Annotated in this window: 17 protein-coding genes; 8 read left to right on the top strand and 9 right to left on the bottom strand. The window is 61.9% G+C overall.

Going from position 1 to position 20822, the window contains the following annotated elements; translation table 11 throughout:
* Window positions 1-31: 31 nt before the first annotated feature.
* Window positions 32-499 (bottom strand): nucleoside deaminase, encoded by a 468-nt coding sequence (locus NVV94_RS11425; protein ID WP_258447247.1) that lies wholly within the window; start codon window positions 497-499, stop codon window positions 32-34.
* Between the two features lie 245 nt (window positions 500-744).
* Between NVV94_RS11425 and NVV94_RS11420 the strand changes: the two genes are divergently transcribed.
* Window positions 745-1563, top strand: a complete 819-nt coding sequence (locus NVV94_RS11420; protein WP_258447246.1) for a CSS-motif domain-containing protein — start codon at window positions 745-747, stop codon at window positions 1561-1563.
* Window positions 1564-1617: 54 nt separating this feature from the next.
* Here the strand turns inward: NVV94_RS11420 and hppD are convergent, their stop codons facing one another.
* Complete coding sequence (gene hppD / locus NVV94_RS11415; RefSeq protein ID WP_258447245.1) at window positions 1618-2694, bottom strand: 4-hydroxyphenylpyruvate dioxygenase; 1077 nt, start codon at window positions 2692-2694, stop codon at window positions 1618-1620.
* A gap of 357 nt (window positions 2695-3051) precedes the next feature.
* On the opposite strand from hppD, the gene rarD reads away from it, so the two are divergent.
* A complete protein-coding gene (gene rarD / locus NVV94_RS11410; RefSeq protein WP_258447244.1) occupies window positions 3052-3939 on the top strand; it encodes an EamA family transporter RarD in 888 nt (295 codons plus the stop codon).
* Window positions 3940-4088: 149 nt separating this feature from the next.
* On the opposite strand, the gene NVV94_RS11405 is transcribed toward rarD, so the two are convergent.
* On the bottom strand, window positions 4089-4544 hold the full coding sequence (locus NVV94_RS11405; protein WP_258447243.1) for a PACE efflux transporter: 456 nt from the start codon (window positions 4542-4544) through the stop codon (window positions 4089-4091).
* Window positions 4545-4683: 139 nt separating this feature from the next.
* Between NVV94_RS11405 and NVV94_RS11400 the strand changes: the two genes are divergently transcribed.
* Window positions 4684-5580 carry a LysR substrate-binding domain-containing protein gene (locus tag NVV94_RS11400; RefSeq protein ID WP_258447242.1) on the top strand — a complete coding sequence of 299 codons (897 nt, stop codon included), beginning with the start codon at window positions 4684-4686 and terminating at the stop codon, window positions 5578-5580.
* Window positions 5581-5662: 82 nt separating this feature from the next.
* On the opposite strand, the gene NVV94_RS11395 is transcribed toward NVV94_RS11400, so the two are convergent.
* Window positions 5663-6790, bottom strand: coding sequence for a succinylglutamate desuccinylase/aspartoacylase family protein (locus NVV94_RS11395; protein ID WP_258447241.1), 1128 nt, complete (start codon window positions 6788-6790; stop codon window positions 5663-5665).
* Between the two features lie 258 nt (window positions 6791-7048).
* Here NVV94_RS11395 and wecB point away from each other — a divergent pair, with 258 nt between their 5' ends.
* The 4 genes from wecB to NVV94_RS11375 are packed head-to-tail and all read left to right on the top strand — an operon-like array spanning window position 7049 to window position 14419.
* The gene (wecB, locus tag NVV94_RS11390; RefSeq protein ID WP_258447240.1) at window positions 7049-8215 is read left to right on the top strand and encodes a non-hydrolyzing UDP-N-acetylglucosamine 2-epimerase; all 1167 of its coding nucleotides are present in this window, start codon (window positions 7049-7051) and stop codon (window positions 8213-8215) included.
* Window positions 8212-10386, top strand: a complete 2175-nt coding sequence (gene nrfB / locus NVV94_RS11385; protein WP_258447239.1) for a cyclic di-3',5'-guanylate-activated glycosyltransferase NrfB — start codon at window positions 8212-8214, stop codon at window positions 10384-10386. The genes wecB and nrfB overlap by 4 nt, the downstream gene beginning before the upstream one ends.
* Window positions 10383-13538 carry an NfrA family protein gene (locus tag NVV94_RS11380; protein WP_408733466.1) on the top strand — a complete coding sequence of 1052 codons (3156 nt, stop codon included), beginning with the start codon at window positions 10383-10385 and terminating at the stop codon, window positions 13536-13538. The genes nrfB and NVV94_RS11380 overlap by 4 nt, the downstream gene beginning before the upstream one ends.
* Complete coding sequence (locus tag NVV94_RS11375; protein ID WP_258447238.1) at window positions 13538-14419, top strand: DUF4434 family protein; 882 nt, start codon at window positions 13538-13540, stop codon at window positions 14417-14419. The genes NVV94_RS11380 and NVV94_RS11375 overlap by 1 nt, the downstream gene beginning before the upstream one ends.
* Window positions 14420-14458: 39 nt before the next feature.
* On the opposite strand, the gene NVV94_RS11370 is transcribed toward NVV94_RS11375, so the two are convergent.
* Genes NVV94_RS11370 through NVV94_RS11360 form a run of 3 tightly spaced genes read right to left on the bottom strand, consistent with a single transcriptional unit; the run spans window position 14459 to window position 17797 of the window.
* Window positions 14459-15409, bottom strand: coding sequence for an HlyD family secretion protein (locus NVV94_RS11370; protein ID WP_258447237.1), 951 nt, complete (start codon window positions 15407-15409; stop codon window positions 14459-14461).
* Window positions 15410-15450: 41 nt separating this feature from the next.
* The gene (locus NVV94_RS11365; protein WP_258447236.1) at window positions 15451-15645 is read right to left on the bottom strand and encodes a DUF1656 domain-containing protein; all 195 of its coding nucleotides are present in this window, start codon (window positions 15643-15645) and stop codon (window positions 15451-15453) included.
* Window positions 15635-17797 carry an FUSC family protein gene (locus NVV94_RS11360; protein ID WP_258447235.1) on the bottom strand — a complete coding sequence of 721 codons (2163 nt, stop codon included), beginning with the start codon at window positions 17795-17797 and terminating at the stop codon, window positions 15635-15637. Before NVV94_RS11360 ends, NVV94_RS11365 begins: the two co-directional genes overlap by 11 nt.
* Before the next feature lie 152 nt (window positions 17798-17949).
* On the opposite strand from NVV94_RS11360, the gene NVV94_RS11355 reads away from it, so the two are divergent.
* Window positions 17950-19239, top strand: coding sequence for a glycosyltransferase (locus tag NVV94_RS11355; RefSeq protein ID WP_258447234.1), 1290 nt, complete (start codon window positions 17950-17952; stop codon window positions 19237-19239).
* 8 nt (window positions 19240-19247) lie between these two features.
* Here the strand turns inward: NVV94_RS11355 and cobF are convergent, their stop codons facing one another.
* Together cobF and NVV94_RS26875 are read right to left on the bottom strand one after the other, a co-directional pair.
* A complete protein-coding gene (cobF, locus tag NVV94_RS11350; protein ID WP_258447670.1) occupies window positions 19248-20012 on the bottom strand; it encodes a precorrin-6A synthase (deacetylating) in 765 nt (254 codons plus the stop codon).
* Between the two features lie 29 nt (window positions 20013-20041).
* Window positions 20042-20254, bottom strand: coding sequence for an OprD family outer membrane porin (locus NVV94_RS26875; protein ID WP_408733497.1), 213 nt, complete (start codon window positions 20252-20254; stop codon window positions 20042-20044).
* Window positions 20255-20822 lie beyond the last annotated feature (568 nt).

The following is a 20822-nucleotide window of genomic DNA, read 5'->3' as shown; positions in this document are numbered from 1 at the left end:
CATACATAGGCGGGCGTCGGCTCTCCGGGAATCAATGAACGGGCTCTTCACCAATATCCTCGTTCCACAATGCGGGTTGGTCGGCGATGAATTTCTCCATCATCGCAATGCATGTGGAATCCTGGAGCACTTCAAGCGTTACACCACGCTCGCGCAGCAAGGCCTCATCGCCCATGAACGTCTGGTTCTCGGCGATGATCACTTTGCCGATGCCATATAACAGGATCGCCCCGCTGCACATCGGGCAAGGGGAAAGGGTGGTGTACAGCGTGGCGTTGCGGTACACCGATGCCGGCTGGCGCCCCGCATTCTCGAATGCATCCATCTCGCCGTGCCTGATGACACTGCCCTGCTGTACGCGCCGGTTGTGCCCGCGACCGATGATCCGGCCTTCATGGACAATCACCGAACCAATGGGGATGCCGCCTTCTTCAAGGCCCTTGCGGGCCTCTTCAATGGCTGCCTGCATGAAGGGGTCGGGTATGGAGCTGGTGGTCATGGCGGGTCCTTCCTGGCATGGGTTTTAAAAGAAGCTAGCAGATCCCCGCCTGCACGGCACCTCCTGGCCGACCTTTTACTTTCGAGACGTAGCGAAGAGTCCCACAAGCAGGGCTTTCACAACTTACAACCGACACCCCGAAATCAAGGGCCCGGCCCCTTATGCTGGGGGCAGAGCCAACGCACACGTTCGCCACGGCGTTCGCACGATGCCCGGCCACTCCCGGCAATTGGAAAGGAAGCCCCATGAATCACGATAAAATGGATAGTCGCGCTCGCAAACGAGCCCTGGTGTTTGCATTGCTGATCGGGTTCAGCCCGGTCGTCACCGGGCTGCTGGTGCTGGACTTCCAGCTTGAGAAGCAACTGGAAAATGAGGCGTCTCACGCGACGCGGGAAGGCCTTCGGCTGATCGAGAATGTACTACGACCTGTAGCCGAAACGAATAGTGCATTGATGTCCATCGCAGGCCAGGCGTGCGTCACAGCGGTGCCCAAGTTGCGTGAACAGGCCATCAGCCAGAAAAACCTGCGATCTCTGTTACTGGTGAGCGACAACAATATCTACTGCAGCTCCTTGTTTGGCGAACTCGATCTGCCCCTCAATCCCGGGGACTTCTTCAACCGGACGCTATGGCTGCGAGCGGGCAACGAGGTCACGCCCGACCGGGCCGTCCTGTACTACCGCACCTACGAACATCCTTATGGCGTTGTTTCGCTCATCGAAGGCAGCACCTTGCGCAATATGCTGGCTAACCTGAGAGCCGATGTGAAACTGTCCCTGGAATTTGGCCCGAACTACCTGGATAGCGATGGCAATGTGCGTGAAGGTAAAACCGACGAGCGTGAGGAGTTCCATCTTCGCATCGCGTCCCAGGATTTTGGTTTCGCGGTTCATGGCGGTTACCCGAGCGGCACCCACTGGGAGGCTTTCAAGGCCCGCGCAACCTCGACGGCAAGCAGTTTGCTGCTGGTGGGTATTTTTACTGGCGGGTCGGTATTTTGGCTGGCGGGCGCAGCGCAGCACAGAAGACGCGCCCCAAAAGAAGGAGGCTTGGGCTCCTGAACGTAAAACGGCCAGCCAGAATGCTTCTGGCTGGCCGTCCCGGTTCAGGCGTGCTTATTCAGCGTTGAGCACACCGCGACGCACCTGATCACGCTCGATCGATTCAAACAGCGCCTTGAAGTTGCCTTCACCGAAGCCGTCGTCACCCTTGCGCTGGATGAACTCGAAAAACACCGGCCCCATCAGGGTTTCGGAGAAAATCTGCAACAACAGGCGCTTGTCGTTGGCATCGGAAGATCCGTCGAGCAGGATACCGCGTGCTTTCAACTCGCCTACTGGCTCGCCGTGGCCAGGCAGGCGGCCTTCAAGCATTTCGTAGTAGGTTTCAGGTGGCGCAGTCATGAAGCGCATGCCGATTTTCTTCAGCGCGTCCCAGGTCTTGATCAGGTCATCGGTGAGGAAGGCCACATGCTGAATGCCTTCGCCGTTGAACTGCATCAGGAACTCTTCGATCTGCCCGGCGCCCTTGGACGACTCTTCGTTGAGCGGGATACGGATCATGCCGTCTGGAGCAGTCATGGCCTTGGAGGTCAGGCCGGTGTACTCGCCCTTGATATCGAAGTAACGGATTTCGCGGAAGTTGAACAGCTTCTCGTAGAAGCCGGCCCAATAGGCCATGCGCCCGCGATAAACGTTATGGGTCAGGTGATCGATGATTTTCAGCCCTGCACCCTGCGGATGACGATCAACGCCTTCGAGGAAGTTGAAGTCGATGTCGTAGATCGAGCTGCCTTCGCCGTAACGGTCGATCAGGTACAGCGGCGCGCCGCCGATGCCCTTGATCGCCGGCAGGTTCAGCTCCATGGGGCCGGTCGGGATCTCGATTGGCTGGGCACCCAGCTCCAGCGCACGGGCATAGGCCTGCTGGGCGTTCTTGACGCGGAACGCCATGCCGCAGACGGACGGGCCGTGTTCGGCAGCGAAGTACGAGGCAACGCTATTGGGTTCGTTGTTGAGAATCAGGTTGATGCCGCCCTGACGGTACAACTGCACGTCTTTGGAGCGGTGGGTGGCGACGTGGGTGAAGCCCATGATCTTGAAGATCGGCTCCAGGGTATTGGGGGTTGGCGAGGCGAACTCGATGAATTCAAAGCCCATCAGGCCCATTGGGTTTTCGAAGATATCAGCCATTGTCGGCTCCTCATCATTTATAGAATTAACGGTCGTTAGTTGCTATCGATGCTGAGAATGCGGGCGGTGCGCAGCTGATGCCTCTCACGCTGCGGGAGAGGAAGTCACCATAGATCAATTGAAACCCGTGACGCTTCATAGGGACCCACTCTCTGCAGGTTGATCATCCGCCGGCGGATGAGCTTATTATTGTATGCGTAAGCCGATTCTACATGGCGTAACCAGTTTTGTCCGCATTTTACTTGCACGTTTTGTCGCTGACGCCGATAAACGATTGCGCCAGTTGTCTTGCAGGGCAATGGCTTGAGATCATGGCGGGTTACCGAACAGTTCAAAAAACCGCGTTGCGAGGCTCTCTTGTCCAAAGGCATCACTCTTTCCGTTGCGGCGTCGATCCTGTTTGCCGTGATGTACTTCTATAGCTCGCTGCTGCCCCCCTTGAGCGGTGAAGAAGTCTTCGGCTGGCGCATGCTGCTGACCCTCCCCTGCGTCACCCTGTTCATGCTGATCAGCCGGGACTGGCCGCTGGCGGTCGAGGTGATCAAGCGCATTGGCCAAACGCCGGCGCTGCTGATCGGACTGCTCGGCACTTCCAGCCTGATGGCCGTGCAACTCTGGCTGTTTCTCTGGGCACCGTTGCACGGACGCAGCATGGAGGTATCACTGGGCTACTTCCTGTTGCCGCTGACGATGGTCCTGACCGGGCGCCTGGTCTATGGCGAGCGCCTGTCACGCTTGCAGACCGTCGCGGTCATCTGCGCCCTGGCCGGAGTCGGCAACGAGTTGTACCAGCATGGCAGTTTTGCCTGGGAAACCCTGGTGGTGGCTTGCGGCTACCCGGTGTATTTCATCTTGCGCCGCAAATGCCGCACCGACCATCTGGGCGGCCTCTGGACCGACATGTGCCTGATGCTGCCGGTGGCGGTCTGGTTCGTGCTCAAAGGACCGCTTTCGGCTGCCGACATGGTCCAGCACCCGGCCCTGTATCTGTTGATCCCGGGGTTGGGCGTGATCAGCGCCCTGGCGTTGATCAGCTACGTACTGGCCAGCCGGCAGCTGCCGTTCGGTCTGTTCGGCCTGCTGAGTTACGTCGAGCCGGTGCTGCTGGTTGCCGTGGCCTTGTTGCTGGGTGAAAGCATCGCCCCGGACCAGTGGCTGACCTACATCCCGATCTGGCTGGCGGTGCTGGTGCTGGTCCTTGAAGGCTTCAAGCATCTGGTGCGCCAGCGCCGGCGCTCGGTCTGAGAAGAAGCTCCATTTCTCCCGTAGCGGTAGGCGTACCTCGATGGGCGTAGCCGCTGCCGCCAGGCTGCGCTGGAGTCCCGCAGGGGCTCCCCCGGCGGTCTTGAGATCTTGCGCCCGCTTACGCGCGCGAGCGCAGCCTTCGGCAGCGGCTACGGGCATTTGCCAACCGCATGGGGCTGGGCAATTTCCCGCGCCGATTCCGGTACATCGAACACGCGGTCGAACACCCACTGAAAGCCCAGCGCATAGAAGAAGAAAAATACGAACAGGGCAACGTCGGTGGCCAACGCCGTCAGCCAGTCGATGTTCAGCCAAGCGGCAATCAGCGGCACCAGGATCAGGGTCAGACCGCCTTCGAAGCCCAACGAATGCAGGAGGCGCCGGCGCAGGGTCCGGGTGCGGCTGGCCTGGCGTGCTTCCCAACGCTCGAAGCCCAGGTTGAAGAGCATGTTCCAGCTCAGCGCCACCGCCGAGATGACCAGCGACAATGCCGTGGAATAGGCCATGCCCTGGCCATACACCATCGCCAGCACCGGCGCGACAAAGACAACCCCCACCGCTTCATAGAGCACGGCCTGGACAACCTTGCGGGCAATTCCTTGCATGGCGTTTCTCCTGCTGCACGGGACATTAGGGCGTGTCATCAATGAGTTCCCATTGATGACACGCCAAGACCACAGTAGGCAGATTGAGACACCCCCACAATTGAGATAAATTGAGCCACGCTCAATTGGAATAATCCCAGTGTTCGCCAAGCTGCCCCTGACCGCCCTGCGCGCTTTTGAATCCGCTGCCCGCCTGGGCGGTTTCAAGACCGCGGCCGATGAGCTGGCCGTCACCCCGGCAGCCGTTTCCCATCAGATCAAGACGCTTGAGGGCTGGCTCGGCGTGCTGCTGTTCGAGCGCACCGGCCAAGGGGTGTTGCTCAGCGAAAGCGGCGAGCGCCTGTACCATCAGGTGCACGCTTCGCTACGTGAACTTCATCGCAGCCTGGAAGCCTTCAAGCCCGATTGCGACCCGCGCAGCCTGACACTCACCACCACGCCGGCCTTTGCCAGCCTTTGGCTGATACCCCGGCTGGGCGGTTTCTATCGTCACCACCCGCAATTCCATGTGCGCGTTGAAACCAGTAACAGCTTGATCGATCTTGGGCGCGACAGTTCGGTCGATCTGGCCCTGCGCGTGCAGTTCAAGCCGGACCCGGCGCTGTACCACCGCGATCTGTTCACGGAGCATTTCGCCGCTTTTGCGCCACCGGGCTGGAGCCCGCCAGCAGACGACGCAGGCCTTGAGTTGATCAATGTGCCCTGGCACTCGACGACCACGACCGCGATCGACTGGCCACGCTGGTGTGCGCTCGCCGGGCATGAGGATTGGCTCGATCGGGCACGGCTGCGCGAGTACGACGATGAACACTACGCATTGCAGGCGGCGATTGCCGGCCACGGCCTGGTGCTGGCCAGCGACGTTTTGGTCGCCGACAGCGTCGCCCGGGGCCTGCTGCGCCCCTATCGGCCGGATATCCGACTGCCTGCGGCGCATTACCAGGCCGTCTGTACACCGGGACGCGAGCGCGCGTCACCGGTGCGCGAGTTCCTCGACTGGCTGGACGGAGAAGTCCGGTCTTCCCCTATCTTGTAGGAGCTGGCTTGCCAGCGATGGCATCTCCGCGGTGGTCAGACAGACCGCATCGCGGGCAAGCGGAGCGCCGCCCGGCCCGCTCCTACATATCGAGCAGCCGGGCCTTCTTGCTGAACTGACTGCCCGCGACCTTGGCGATCATGTCCCCGCGCTTCACGAAGCGATACAGGCTGCGAGCATACAAAAGCCCTGCCGCAGGGCTGTACAGGGGTTCACAATGCCCCGTCACCGGGTCGACGATCTCCGCCACCTGGTCACCTTCGGCAACCTGCGTACCCACCGGCAACAGCTTGGCCAGTACGCCAGGCACGCTGGCAATCAGCGTCTGCGAACCTTCCAGTGGCGTGGTCGGATGGGGCAAGGGCGGCGGTGGCGCGACCTTGCCGGTGATCACGCCCTGATGCACCAGATAGGCGAAGATCGCTGCCGCATCGGCGCTCGCCTGTTCATGGCTGACATCCTGTTCGCCGCGCAATTCGACCGTCACCGAGACACTGTCATAGGGGATCGGCTTGTCCGCGAAGCGTTTGCGTAGATTCTGCCAGGGCATGAACACCGCTTCGTCGAAGGGTGTGTCGCCATAATAATCAGCCAACAGCGACACCGGGCAGTGCAAGTAGCAGGCCAGCGCTTCGACCCGTTCCCACTGTCCGCGCGCGGCATAGATATGCAGCAGCCCCTCGGATTCACTGTGCAGATCGATCACCAGGTCCGCGTCATACGACATCTTCTGCAAGGCCAGGCGCAACGAAGCCAGCTCGCTTTGCGCCTGTACCTCATCGAGCAAGGCGCCCAACTCACGTCGAATCAGCCGCCGGTTCTGCGCCTCGTCCTGGCCCAGCGCAGCGGCCACCCGAGTGGCGAGCTCCTCGTCGGGCGACAAATAGTACCGATTGAAGTTTTCTCCACTTGAGAATTCGAACCGCCCTATCGGGTACTGCATCAGCGCCTGGGAAACCCCGATCGGATTGCATAGCGGAACCAGCACGACTTCACCGCGCAGGCGGCCCTGCGCTTCGGCCTCGGCCAGCAGCCCCTTGAGGTGGTGGCTGACGAGCATGCCCGGAATTTCACCGGCATGCAGACCGCTCTGAATGTAGACCTTGCCCGGCCAGATGCCGGGGGCGGCTACCGCGCCGAAGTGGAAGCTGGTGACGTTGCGGTGGGTACCGCAGCTAGGCGACAGCAGGGGGTGATTCTGGGTACGCACAGGCGTCCCTCCGGCGAATGTGGGTGGCCTTCATCCTAGGGCGTGTCATCAATTAGTTCCAGGCCCGGCCCTTCGGGTTGTGCCTGCTGCAATGGACAATACCGCCTCCAACTGCTTTGCTTTAATTCCAGCGGTTGTAGAATTTGTAGCAAAAACTCATAGGAGATGACGAAGGCTGCAACGACAGCCGAAACATGATCCAGGGTTCTTCCCCCTGTGGCCTGGCGACAGTCCCTGCATGGGTTTGAGGAGAACGCGATGCCTTTCAAAGTGATGATGGTTTTCGGCACCCGCCCCGAAGCAATCAAGATGGCACCACTGGCTCGCGAATTGCGGGAGTGGCCGGAAATGGCGCTGAATATCTGCTCCACTGGCCAGCACAGGGAAATGCTCGAGCAAGTGCTGACCGCCTTTGACCTGACCGTCGATGAAGACCTGCAGGTCATGATCCAGGACCAGACCCTCAATGGCCTGTCGCAGCAACTCCTGAGCAAACTCGACAGCGCGTACGAACGCAACAAGCCGGATATCGTCCTGGTCCACGGCGACACCACCACCAGCTTCATCGCCGCACTGGCCGCCTTCAATCGACACATCCCCATTGCCCACGTGGAAGCGGGCCTGCGCACCGGCAACCTGAAATCCCCCTGGCCCGAAGAAGCCAACCGGCGCCTGACCGGTGTCATCGCCGACCTGCACTTCCCGCCGACCAACAAGGCCAGGGACAACCTGCTGCGCGAAGGCGTGCCGCTGGAGCAGATCAAAGTCACCGGCAACACCGTGATCGATGCCCTGCTGTGGATGCGCGAACACCTGCACAAAAGCCAGTGGCACCCGGCGCCCGACTCTCCCCTGGCTGCCCTTTTCAGCGACAGGCAGCACGCCAGGCAGCGCATGGTGCTGATCACCGGCCACCGCCGGGAAAACTTCGGCCCGGGCTTCGAACGTATTTGCCTGGCGCTGGCCGAACTTGCCCTGCGTTACCCCGACGTGCAGTTCGTCTACCCGGTGCACCTCAACCCGCAAGTACAGCAGGCCGTGTATCCATTGCTGTCGAACAGGGACAATATTCTGTTGCTCCCGCCTCAGGACTATCGGCATTTTGTCTGGCTGATGGATCGCGCCTACCTGATCCTGACCGATTCGGGCGGCATCCAGGAAGAGGCACCGGCACTGGGCAAACCCGTGTTGGTATTACGCAAAGTCACCGAACGCCCTTCGGTACTGGAGGGCGGTACGGTCAAGCTGGTAGGGACGCAGACCGAGCGCATCGTCAAGCAGACCAGCCAATTGCTCGATGACCCGCAAATCTACAAACACATGAGTCGCGTGTTCACCCCTTACGGCGATGGGCATGCCAGCGAGAAAATCGCCGAGCACCTGTGGGACTGGTTGAACGAACATGCCTTGCGTGGCGCTGTATGAGTCTGGCGTTCGTCGACTTTCTCACTTATCTGCTGTTCGGTCTCAAACTGCTGGCAATAGTGCTCGCCAGCCTGATGTTCCTGCTGGGCCTGGATGACTTGTTCATCGACCTGGTCTACTGGGGTCGCAAGTTGATCCGGCGCTTTCGCATCTACGACAAGTTCGAACGCGCCGATGAGAAACGCCTTTACGAGGTCGCGGAAAAGCCGTTGGCAATCATGGTGCCGGCCTGGAACGAAGTGGGCGTGGTCGGCGAAATGGCCCGCCTGGCGGCCTCGACCCTGGATTATGAGAACTACCAGATCTTTGTCGGCAGCTACCCCAATGATCCGCAGACCCAGGCGGACGTGGACGCCGTGTGCCGGCACTATCCCAACGTGCACAAAGTGATCTGCGCGCGGCCCGGCCCGACCAGCAAGGCCGACTGCCTGAACAACGTCATCGACGCGATCCTGCGCTTCGAGAACGATGCGAAGATCGAATTCGCCGGCTTCATCCTGCATGACGCCGAAGACGTCATTTCGCCCATGGAACTGCGCCTGTTCAACTACCTGCTGCCGGCCAAGGACCTGATCCAGATCCCGGTCTACCCCTTCGCTCCCGAGTGGCGCGGCTTTACTGCAGGGCACTATGTGGACGAGTTCGCCGAAAACCACGGCAAGGATGTGATTGTCCGCGAAGCACTGACCGGGCAAGTCCCCAGCGCCGGGGTGGGCACCTGCTTCAGCCGACGGGCGATCACGGCCCTGCTCGAGGATGGCGACGGTATCGCCTTCGACGTGCAGAGCCTGACCGAAGACTACGACATCGGTTTTCGCCTCAAGCAAAAGGGCATGAAATGCATTTTCGCCCGTTACTCGGTCACCGACCCGAAACTGGCCCTCAAGCAGCAATGGCTGTGGGGCATGAGCAAGGAGTTCACCCAGGTCATCTGCGTGCGCGAACACTTTCCCCGCGACTGGCTGCACGCCATCCGGCAAAAATCGCGCTGGATCGTCGGTATCGTGTTCCAGGGCACTACCAACCTGGGCTGGAGCTCCACGGGGCTGCTCAACTACTTCCTCTGGCGTGACCGCCGCGGGCTGTTCGCCTACCTGCTGAGCTTTCTGGTCAACCTGCTGTTGCTGGTTCTGCTGGCAATGTGGCTGGTCGGCCTGATCGCACCCCAGGCCTGGCGCTTTCCTTCGATCCTGTCCGATAGCCTGCTGCTGTCGACCCTGCTCTGGCTCAATGGATTGCTGCTGATCAATCGACTGTTCCAGCGCGGCTACTTCGTCACCCGTTACTACGGCATCAAGGAAGGCCTGCTTTCGGCACCACGGATGATGTGGAGCAACTTCGTCAATTTCTTCGCCAACCTGCGAGCCCTGCGCCAGGTCATGGAGATGGGCGACTCGCGCCGGGTGGCCTGGGACAAGACCACCCACGAGTTCCCCGCACTCACCACGCCCATGCGCACGCCGTTGGGGCAGCGATTGGTCGACAAGGGCCTGATCACCGATGAACAACTGCAAGCGGCGATCACCAGCCCCATCCACCGCCATCTGGGCCGCAAACTGCTGCTGCGCGAACTGATCGACAGCGAGCAACTGGTGCAGGTGCTGGCCGAACAACTGGAGATGGAGTGGGCGCCGCTCAATCCCTTTACCCTGGCCAGGCCACTGATCGACCAGTTGCCGCGCCGCCTGGCCCTGCACTACGCGGTACTGCCGGTGGCCGAGCAAGGCCAGACCCTGGTGCTGGCCTGTGAGGGCCCGGTCAGCCAGGTCTCGCTCGGTGCGATCAGTCGTCAACTCAAACGCCCCGTGCGCTGCCGCCTGGCCCCCCAGGGCCGCGTTACCCTGGGCCTGCGTTACTGGTACCCCGGCGCCCGCCAGAGCGAAGAACCCCGGCATATGCTGGCCGTATTGAAGGCAAATCAGGATGATGCCGACCTGATCGAACGCATCAGCCACCACCAGGTCCTCTTGGGCCATTTGCTGCAGGCGCGCGGCCTGGTCCCGACCAGCCTGTTCAACCAGGCGCTGATCGATTTCGACGCCGACCGCATGTCACTCGGTGAGCACCTGATCGAGCGCGGCATGATCACCGAAGAGGTCCTGCGCGATGCATTGCAGGAACAGGCCGACGAGCAGCAGGCCGCCTTTCGCATCGCTCGGGAGGTGGCATGAACAACCGCCCGCTACTGATCCTCGGTACCTTGTTGTTATCGCTGTGCAGCCGTCCAATGCTTGCCGATGAACTCAGCGACTTCGAGCGGTTTCGCAGTTACCCCTACATGGACCGCAGCTACCGCGAAGCCAGGAAGCAGAACTGGGTAGAAGTCGAACGCCTGACCCGGCATTTGCTTGAGCTGGTACCGGGCAACGATGAGGCTCGCGCGCTGCTGGTCCAGTCCCTGGCCAAACAACGCCGCTACCGCGATGCCTTGCAAGCCGCCGAACCCCTGGGCGCCAGTGGCGATCATGGCGATGCCCTGCTCGACCTGCGCCTGACCTGGATTGCGCAGGACCCTCCGGGGCCGACCCAGGTACAGCAATGGCTGGCCCAGAGCGATGGCAGCCAGCGGGTGCGCCTGTGGCAGGCTTACAGCCTCAGCCTGGCCAGATTCGGCGGTGCGGGCAAGGCCCTGGCCTGGCTTGACGAGGTGCAACCAAAGGGTGACGAGAACGTCCTGCGCCTGGCCCGGGCCAACTGGGCCGAACAACTGCACGACCGCGAGACCACCATCGAACAACTGGCGCCGCTGGCAGCGCGTGGCGAACTGCCCCCCGAAGGTTGGGCGCGGCTGGCCAACGCCTATGTCCAGCGCCTCGACGAAAGCCCTCTGCAGGCCCTGCTGTTGCAAGCACCCTCGCCCGAGGCCGCGCGCAAGACTCACTTGGCCATGGCCAATCATGCCATTGCCATGGGCCATGCCGAACTTGCCCGGCGCTGGCTGCAATCGCTGCCCGCCGAAGACCTTGCGCACCCCGAACAACGTCAGCAACTGTGGGAACTGGCGCGCAAAAGCGATGACGTCCAACTCGTGCGCCAACTCAGTGCCGACTTGAACCGGCCATGCCTGGAGACCGTGGAATGGCTGTCGCGGCGCGACCCGCAGGCGGCCCTGGAACAGCTGCACGGCTGCCGCGCAAGCGACGACCCGAAGACCTGGCTGATCCTGGCCCAGCGCCTGCAAGCCACCGATCTGTTGCAGCGCCAGTCATTGCCGGAGCCCTGGGACAGTGCCCGGCGCGAGCGCCTGCTCGATATCTTGCAGCAACAGGGCAAGTCAAAACAGGTGCTGGCCTTGCTGGGACGACAACCACAGACCCCGGCCGTCGTCAAAAGGCGCGCCCAATTACTGCAGGCCGCCGGCCGCACGCACGAAGCCGCCGATCTCTGGGAACAACACTATCGCCAGAGCAGCAGCCTGGCTTCGCTCGACCAGGCAACTTACCTGAACCTGCAAAACGGCGAGCAGGATCGCACCCGCGAGTTGCTCCAACAGGCTTACGACCGCTACCAGGGGCGCTTGCCAGCGGCGCCGTTGCAGCGCCTGGCCGGTCTCTACATAGTCGAGGGCAGCCCCGTCGACCCACGGCGCATGAGCGAGCTGGTCAACCGCGTCGACCCGGCGACCCGTGCCCAGTTGCTCGGGCGCCTGGCCGAAAGCGGCCATTGCGACGCCGTGCGCCAGGCCATCGGCAAGCAGCCTGCCGAAGTCGGACAACTGCGTGCACTGGGGCGCTGTTCGATGCCCGACAACCCCGGGCAAGCGGTGGTCTACTACCAGGCGGCCGAACGCCTGGGTGATCGCGGCAGCCGGATGCCACTGGCCTATGCCCTGGATGCCGCCGGCGACCCGGTCGCCGCCCAGCGCATCTGGAACAGCCTTGGCGATGCCCAATGGACCGACAACGCACGCCTGACCGCCGCGCGCGGCGCCTTGAACAGCCATGACCCGAGCCGGGCCGAACAGCATTGGCAAAAGGCTGCGCATACCGGCGCCGATGACTGGGCCCTGGGTGCCGCCATCGCCCAGCAACAGAACAATCCGGGATTGGCCCTTGAACGGCAACGCCAGGCCTTGCAGCATCAACCGCGTGCCGACCACTACTACGCCGCCTCGGTCACCGCCCAGCAAGCGGGCGACGCGCCGCAGAGCACTGCCTGGCTTGCCGAAGCCGTGCGCCTGGATCCCGGCCAGCCCCGCTACCGCGCCGATTACGGTATGCGCCTGGCCGGTGCCGATACCCCGCAGGTTCGGCGCCAGTCGATCCCCTACCTGCAACGGGCCACCACCGATTTCCCCGAGGACTTCCGGCTCGGCGAAACCCTGGCCTGGCGCTACGCAGAAGCCGAAGACAGCACCGCCGCCCGCCAGGAACTGCGGCGCGTCCTCGATGTGGAAGCACAGGTGGTGAACGGCGATGACGAATACGGCAGTCTCGAGGCCCGCAAATATCGCCAGCGCCGCGCCCATGAAGCACTCTTCCGTCGCAACAGTCGGACACTGGCCAGCACCTGGTCACCGGCCGGCGTTTCGACCAACGACAGTTTCCAGAACAGTGATTCGCAGCAGCGTCGGGCCACTTCCCAGAATGTCCAGATTGCCATGTGGGACCATGCCCTGGGTAAGGAACCGAGTCGTAATGGCAGCACCTTCTCGGTCTATGCCCGGGCATTGCTGGGAAGTCAGGGGCGTTACGAATACGGCCAATTCCTGGGTACTGGCGTGGGCTTGCGCTATAAGCCCTTCGGTACCTCAAACCTCAACCTCTACGGCGAGCTGTATCGCCAGAGCCAGATCAAGGATGAGGACTACGACAGCCTGAGCCTGGGCGAGATGCTCGACCCGAGCCAGGTGGATGACGGCTACAGCGATCACCAGGAGCACAGCGAAACCAGCAATGACTTTCTGCTGCGAGCGACCGCTTCGTACTTCGACCAGGGCGACTATCGCAACGACTGGCGCATCGACGAACGCCACTGGAACGAGCGCTTCCTCTACCTCGACGCCGCCTGGTGGACCCGCGCAGGCGACCATGCCTGGCTGTCGCGCTACCAGCAGGGCCACGCCTGGAAACTGCCGGTTGCCTCCCCACAGACTCTGATGCCCTATGGCTTTGTCGAGTTTGCCAGCCAGGATCCGAGCAACGACTGGCGCCAGGACCTGCGCGTCGGGGTCGGCATGCGCTGGCAATGGTGGTTCCATGACGACCGCTATAACGCCTATCGCGGCCACCTCACCGTGCGCACCGAGTACCAGCAATCGCTCGGCGGCAACCTGTATGAAGGGGCCAACGGCGTCTTGCTCGGCGTGGAGTTGAACTTCTGATGCGGGCCCTTTGGTTGTTGGCCTGCCTGCTGTTCGTTTGCGCGCAGACGGCCCGCGCCGATGAGCGGATCATCTATCAACCACTCAACAGCGACATGCACCTGAGCCAGGGGCAATGGCGGCAGATCTGGCAAGCCAGCGTCGAACAAGGGGCACACACCCTGATCGTGCAATGGACGGCCTATGGCGACCAGACCTTCGGTGGCGCCGATGGCTGGCTGGCCAGGGCCTTGCGCCTGGCCCATGAGCAAGGCCTGAAGCTGGTGATGGGGCTGTCCATGGATGCCGCCTACTACCAGCGCATCGATCGTCTCGACAGTGCCGGCCTGGCCAGTTATTGGGGCGCGCAACTGGGCCAGTCGCTGGCTCAGCAACGACACGTCCGCCAACAGTGGAATCTACCGATCGAAGGCTGGTATCTACCCATGGAACTGGATGATTTTCACTTTCTCGATAGCGCACGTCGCGATATGTTGCAGCGCCAACTCAAGACATTCAGCGGCCAACTCGATGCACCGCTGCATATCAGTGCCTTCAGTGTCGGCAAGCTGGCGCCCGGGGTACAGGCCCAATGGCTGGCACAGCTGGCCGGCCTGAACATTCAGGTCTGGTGGCAGGACGGCGCCGGCACCGCGCGCCTGCCGGCCCTGGTGCGCCAGGGCTATGCCGCCGCCCTGCCCTGCACAATCGGCATCGTGCACGAGGCATTTCGCCAGACCAGCAAGCAAGGCCAGCCATTTCGCGCCAGACCGGCCGCACCGGCCTCGACCGCCAGCGGCTGCCACCCCGTGGCCGTGTTCGAGCTTCGCTACCGGCCATGGGGTCGACCGCTGCTGGAAAGCCAGCGTTCTGAACCCGCCGCACCACCGGCCAATCTCTGAGTACTCAAGGACAGATACGCCCTGTACCAAGTCTCGCCTTCAGTCGATGATGGTCACGGTCGCGGTGGTGCCGGCACGCAGTCGTAGACGCTGGGCGACCTGGGCATCCACGCGTATGCGCACCGGCACTCGCTGAGCCAGTTTGACCCAGGTGTAACTGGGGTTGATGTTGGCCAACAGGCGGGTGCCGGGCAGGTTCTCGCGGTCGCTGATGGCATAGGCGATGCTTTCGACCACCCCCTCGAAACGCTCGCCGCTCATGAGCTGGATCTTGACCCGGTCGCCTTCATGGATGCGCGGCAACTTGGTCTCCTCGAAGTACCCGTTGACATGGAACGAACTGCTGTCGACCAACGCCAGCAACGCATGACCGGCCACGGCGTAATCGCCCTGGCGAGTCAGCAGGTTGGTCACATAACCGCTGACCTGGGCGACTACCTGGGTCCGTTGCAGGTCCAGGTCGGCCTGGGTCAGCGCCGCTTCGGCCAGTTGCACATTGGCCTGGGCCAGCCTCAGGTTGGCTTGCTCGCGCAGCAGTTGCGCTTCGGTGACAGCCACATCGGTGCTCGATTTTTCCCATTCTTCGCTGGAGATCGACGAAGTCTGCCTGAGCCGACTGCGCCGGCTCTCCTCGCTGCGCCGTTGCCGCAACTGGGCCTGAACGGCCACGATCGCCGCCTGCGACTGGCCAAGACTGGCCCGCGCCACTTCCACGGCGCGACGGGCATGGGCCACGGCCAGTTCATAGCGTTCAGGATCGATCTGCAGCAGCAGATCGCCTTTGGTTACGTGCTGATTGTCATGCACCAGCAGCTTGACGATTCTGCCCGAGACATCGGCAGACAGCGTCACCACATCGGCACGCACCCGCGCATCACGTGTCCACGGTGAACGGGTGTAATACTCCCAGGCAAACCAGCCCAACACCAGCGCCAGAATCACGACACAGACGGTAATCAGCTGCGGCAGAATTTTTTTCCACTCTGTCATTTCAGCTCCAGGCTCCCATTGCCAGACTCACATCACCAGGCTCACATCATCAGAATCATGGCAGCGCACAATCCGGCATACAGTGCCCCTTCGAACAAGGCCGGGTGCCAGACAAGACGCATGATTCCCAGGCGGCGCAAGGCCCAGCTCAGCAACACGAACAAGGGCAGCGCCAGCAGCAGAGCCTGGGCAAAGGGCGGCAGATAAACGCCGCCGACCTCGAAATCAATGGGCATTGGGCGATACTCCCGCATGGGCAGCTTCTACGGCCTGTACCCCCAGCCATTCCTGATCACGTTCCAGCAGGGCCGCGGCGATGATCAACGACACACGCAAGGCGAACAGCTTCCACAGCGAGCCACGGTGCTCGCCGACATGTTCTTCGTGCAGGGTCTGCAGCTCATCGGCTATCTGCTGCAGGTCAGCAAGCAGCTCGCGCGGATCGACCGGCGAGCGACTGCCCAGCACGCTCGCGATCTGCTCCAGGGCCAGCTCCAGGCGCTGGCCCAGTGCGGCCGGCAACAAGGGGTTGTTGACCATCAGGCCCTTGAGCCGGCTCAAGGCCACCCCCAGCGACAAGGCCGACAGCGCCGAATCGAAGCGCGCCCGCGACAGTCGATCCGGGGCAGCCGGCAGCAGGCCCTGCATGGTGTTGAGGCGGTCGCTCATGCGGCTTTCAAAGTCATATTGGGCCTGGTCCGAAGGCGGTGCACCGATCAGGGCGCGCACATCGTCACGCGCCCGCTCGTACAAGCGCTGCATTCGCAACACAGCATTGAATGGAAACACCACTGCAAACACCAGCAACGACAACGACACCGCGCCGATATAGGCACCGGCGAACTCGAACCACTGGATCGCCGTGTTCTGCCAGGCACCGACATTCTGCGGGCCGAACATCAACAGCGTGGACAAGCCCAGGCCCATGCCGATACCGGCGGTCATCGGGCTGACCAGGGCCACCGCAACCAGGTACAGCAACGGCAGCAGCAACAGCGCCAGCATCTCGAAATCGCCTACCGACGGAATCAACATGAACTGATACAGCGCCGACACCACCAACGCCAGCAGAAACCCGCGCGCGTAGTTCTGGCAGGCCGCCAGCGGACGGGGAAACGAGGCCATCAACGAACACAGCACGGCCACCAGGACCATGCCGGCGCGCGCACCATCCCAACCGGTCTGGATCCAGATGGCACCGCCGAGCATCAGTGCCACAAAGGCCCGGACACCGTTCATGGCCGCCAGCGGGTAGTCGAGAAACAGCGACGAGGAGCGGCCCTTGGCATAGGCGCAACTGGCCTGGCGACCTTCCTGAATCGCATCGTCGAGTTCGAGCATGTCGTCCAGCTGGCGCAGCAGCCCGGCCTGCTCCGAACGCAAGGCCCAGGCCAGCGAGCGCAAGGCCGAGGGCAACTGTTCTTCGATCTGCTGAGCGAACTCGGCGGCGGCTTCGAAGCGCCGGCTCAATGACTGCAGCTGCCGACGTTGGCCGGGCGTGATCGAACGCCCGCTTCGGGACAGTTCGTCGAGCACTTGCAGCTCGTCTTCACGCAGGCGAGCGATCGACAGCGGCAAGGCGCCCTGCCAGCGCTCGGCAATCAACCGGCGCTGGCGGTGCATGATCATCAGGCGTGAGCCCATCAACACCAGTTGATTGCCGAACAGCTGCACCAGGTCGTTCGCCTCGCGCAGGCGCGGCGCATCGAAATACAGGTGGCGGCGCAGGCCTTCCAGGGCGTTGCTCTCGCTCAGTAGCTGCAATTGCCGCTGCTGGAACTGCGCTTCGTCCTCATCGCCACGGACAACCGCGGCTGCATGCAGGGCAATCAGCTTGATCAGGCTGTCGATCTTGGCAAAGTAACCGCTGGCCACCGCCTCGGGACGCGCGGTCAACAGGCTCACCAGTGCCACGCACGCAACGGCCAGCAACGTCTCGGTGACCCGGGTAATGGCCAGCGTCAGTGTGTTGTCCTGCTCCGGCACAGCCAGCATGGCGACGATGACAGCGGTAAAACCGCTGAGCACGCTAGCCTGGGAGTCGGTATAGCGCAGCAGCGTACCGCCGGCGGTGCACAGGGCCAGCCAGAGCGACAGGGTCAGCAGAAACGGCAGTGGCGCCTGGGCGAACAGCGCCGTGATCACCACCGCTACCACAGCGCCGACAACCGTCCCTATGACTTGGCCAAAACTGCGCTGCAGGGTCATGCCCGCCATGGGAACGCTGACAATGACCACGGTCATCAGCGCCCATTTGGGCTGGTCCAGATCGAAAATGAACGCCAGGTACAACGTCAACAACGCAGCGACAATGGTCCGCAGGGCAAATCGCAGCACCTGCAGGTCCGGTACCAGGGCGGTGCGAAACAGGATGATAAAAGGCTGCATGGTGGGTCGCGGTCAGGTGAGTCCTCTGGGGATGACTGTAGCAGTTGCCGCCGGCTGTCGCAGTGGCGCACCAGCTCGGGCGCACAGCGGCCGCAAAATATTGGATCAGCTGTGGTCTAATGGCCGCCTTTCTCGCTTCAGGACCCAGGAACATGCGGCAATCGCCACTCAAGGTGCTCGTCATCGGTTATGTCTGGCCCGAGCCTCGCTCCTCTGCCGCCGGCGGGCACATGATGCAGTTGCTCGAGAGCTTTCTCGCCGAGGGTTGGCACATCACCTTCAGCAGCCCGGCCAGCGAGGGCGAACACAAGGCCGACCTGGCCAGCCTGGGCATTGCCGAACGCAGCATCGAACTCAATAGCAGCAGCTTCGACACCTTTGTCGCCGAGCTTGCCCCGGATATCGTGCTGTTCGACCGGTTCATGATGGAAGAGCAGTTCGGCTGGCGTGTCGAGAAGCACTGCCCCAACGCTGTGCGCGTACTCGAGACTTCCGACCTGCAAAGCATGCGCGATGCCCGCCAGCACTTGCTCAGGGAGCGCCTGAAGGCCGTCGATGACCCCAACGACTTCAACGACCTGTTCAACCTCCGCAACGCCACCCTGTATGACCACATGGCCGCTGCCGACATCACCCAGCGAGAACTGGCGGCCATCTACCGCAGCGACCTGAGCCTGATGATTTCCGATGTTGAGATCGAACTGCTCACCGACCGCTTCCGGGTCCCGGCGGCCCTGCTGCACTGGTGCCCGCTGATGCTTGAAAGCAGTGGCGGCCCTTTCAAGCCTTTTGCCGAGCGCGCACATTTTCTCAGTATCGGCAATTTTCGCCATGCGCCGAACTGGGATGCGGTGCTGTGGATGAAGCACACCCTTTGGCCGCTGATCCGTCAGCAGCTGCCACAGGCCTGCATCCATATCTACGGGGCTTATACCCCACCCAAGGCAACCGCGCTGCATAACGCTGCGCAGGGTTTCCACATCATGAACTGGGCCGAAGACGCCCTTGAAGTGATGTCCGGTGCACGCCTGTGCCTGGCCCCGCTGCGTTTCGGTGCCGGCATCAAGGGCAAGCTGACCGATGCCATGCTCTGTGGCACGCCCAGTGTCACCACCCCCATGGGTGCCGAGGCGATGCACGGGCCGCTGCCCTGGCCCGGCGCCATTGCCAGCAGCGCCCGGGCCCTGGCCGATGCCGCCGTGCGCCTCTATCAGGATCAGGCCCTGTGGACCGAAGCGCAGGAGCGAGGCAGCCAATTGATGGCCGCGCGGTATGACAAGCGTACGCATGCCGCTGCACTGACCCGCCGTATCCGCGACTGCCATGAACAGCTCCAGCAGCATCGCCTGGACAACTTTACCGGCATGATGCTGCGGCACCACCATCACAAGAGCACGCAATACATGGCCCAGTGGATCGAAGCCAAGAACCGCACGGTCTGATGGGCGGTTCAGCGGCTGGCGAGCGGCCTGCGCAGCAGGTAAGTGTCCATGATCCAGCCCTTGCGCAGCCTGGCAGCCTCGCGCACCTCAAGTATCTGTGCCTTGACCGCCTGCAGCCTGCCGGCAATCAGGATCTCGTCGGCGGTGCCCAGATAGGCACCCCAGTAAATCTCCAGATCTTCGTCGGTGAGCGCGGCAAACCCACAATGCGCATCGAGCATCACCACCAGGTTATCGATGCTCGCCTGCGCCTCGCCGGCCAGGCATCGGCCCGGCATGATCCGGATGGGTTCGCCGATACGGTTCAAGGGGATGCGATGCCTCGCGGCCAGGGCTTGAACACTGCTGATGCCGGGTATCACCCGGTACTCGAAATCCAGCCCGAGCGCCTCGACCCGCTCCAGGATGCGCAGGGTGCTGTCGTATAGCGAAGGGTCGCCCCAGATCAGGAAGGCACCCGTCTGGCCATCGCCCAACTCGTGCTCGATCAGCCTTGCGAACAACCGCGCACGCATTCGGTGCCAGTCTTCGACACTGTCGACGTAGCCCCCTGCGCCGCCGTCACGCAGGGGGTCCTCGACCTGCACCAGCCGATAACCCGGCGCCTGTATGTAGCGCTCGAGTATTTCCTGGCGCATGTGCAGCAGGTCCTCCTTGAGCGGCCCCTTGTCGAGCAGGAAGAATACGTCCGTCTGGTTCAGGGCCTCGATCGCCTCGAGAGTGATCTGTTGCGGATTGCCCGAGCCAATCCCGATCAGGCTCAACATTTTCAAGGGGTGTTCCTTGCGCAAGATTCAGTCCTTCATTCTTGACCGGCAGCGGCTCTTTGGCAAAAGCAATCTACCTGCCCAGGCAGCCCCGATATGTCACTCCGAGCACTCGCAAGTCTGCCGAGAGCTTGCTTGCCCTCAAAAGGCCGGGGCGCGGGCACGCCGATAAAATACTGACGATAAATCTCATCGAGACTGGCAAAGTGATATTGAACGCTCACTTTATCGTTGAACTTGTAGTCCAGGCCGGCCCTATCGAAATGATCAGCAGCGATAGTGCTGGCATAGCGTTTGTGCTTGCAGTGAACACGAATTTACCGGGCATCAGTAGAATCCCTGACCGAGTACTTTCCAGCCGTGCTGCCACCAACTTCAATTGGAGGCGAAAGCCCCTCGGCGGAGCCCGGCTACGACCCACCATTGATGAAATCAATAGTGGTCATGCATGGTTCGGTCGCCCCAAGGGCTGAGCCAGACGGCCATCGTCGGTTCCCCAGTGGCACATTTCGGGACCTCCAGCCCTTTCAGCCCCGCGCAAAATGCTTGAGAGCATCACTAAATGCATAACACTTAGGAAATATAACCATCATCTTAAAGAAAGTTCCTACGTACAAACTCTATTTACTTATTAAATATCAATTTATAGCCAAACTTTTCGACACTAAGGGCTTTTCCCACACCGCCCCTGTAGTCCGTACGCGGCCCTGGCCCATCCCGTGGAATATTCGAGAATCTGCCAAGTTCAGCATTTACCCTTCCTCCTGGAACTACTACACTCTTAAGTAGCGGTTCATTGCGAACCATTCAAACGGG

The sequence above is a fragment of the Pseudomonas sp. LS1212 genome, assembly GCF_024741815.1.
GTDB lineage: Bacteria > Pseudomonadota > Gammaproteobacteria > Pseudomonadales > Pseudomonadaceae > Aquipseudomonas.
Note: the sequence above shows the minus strand (reverse complement) of the source record. Positions and strands in the feature narration are given on the sequence as shown.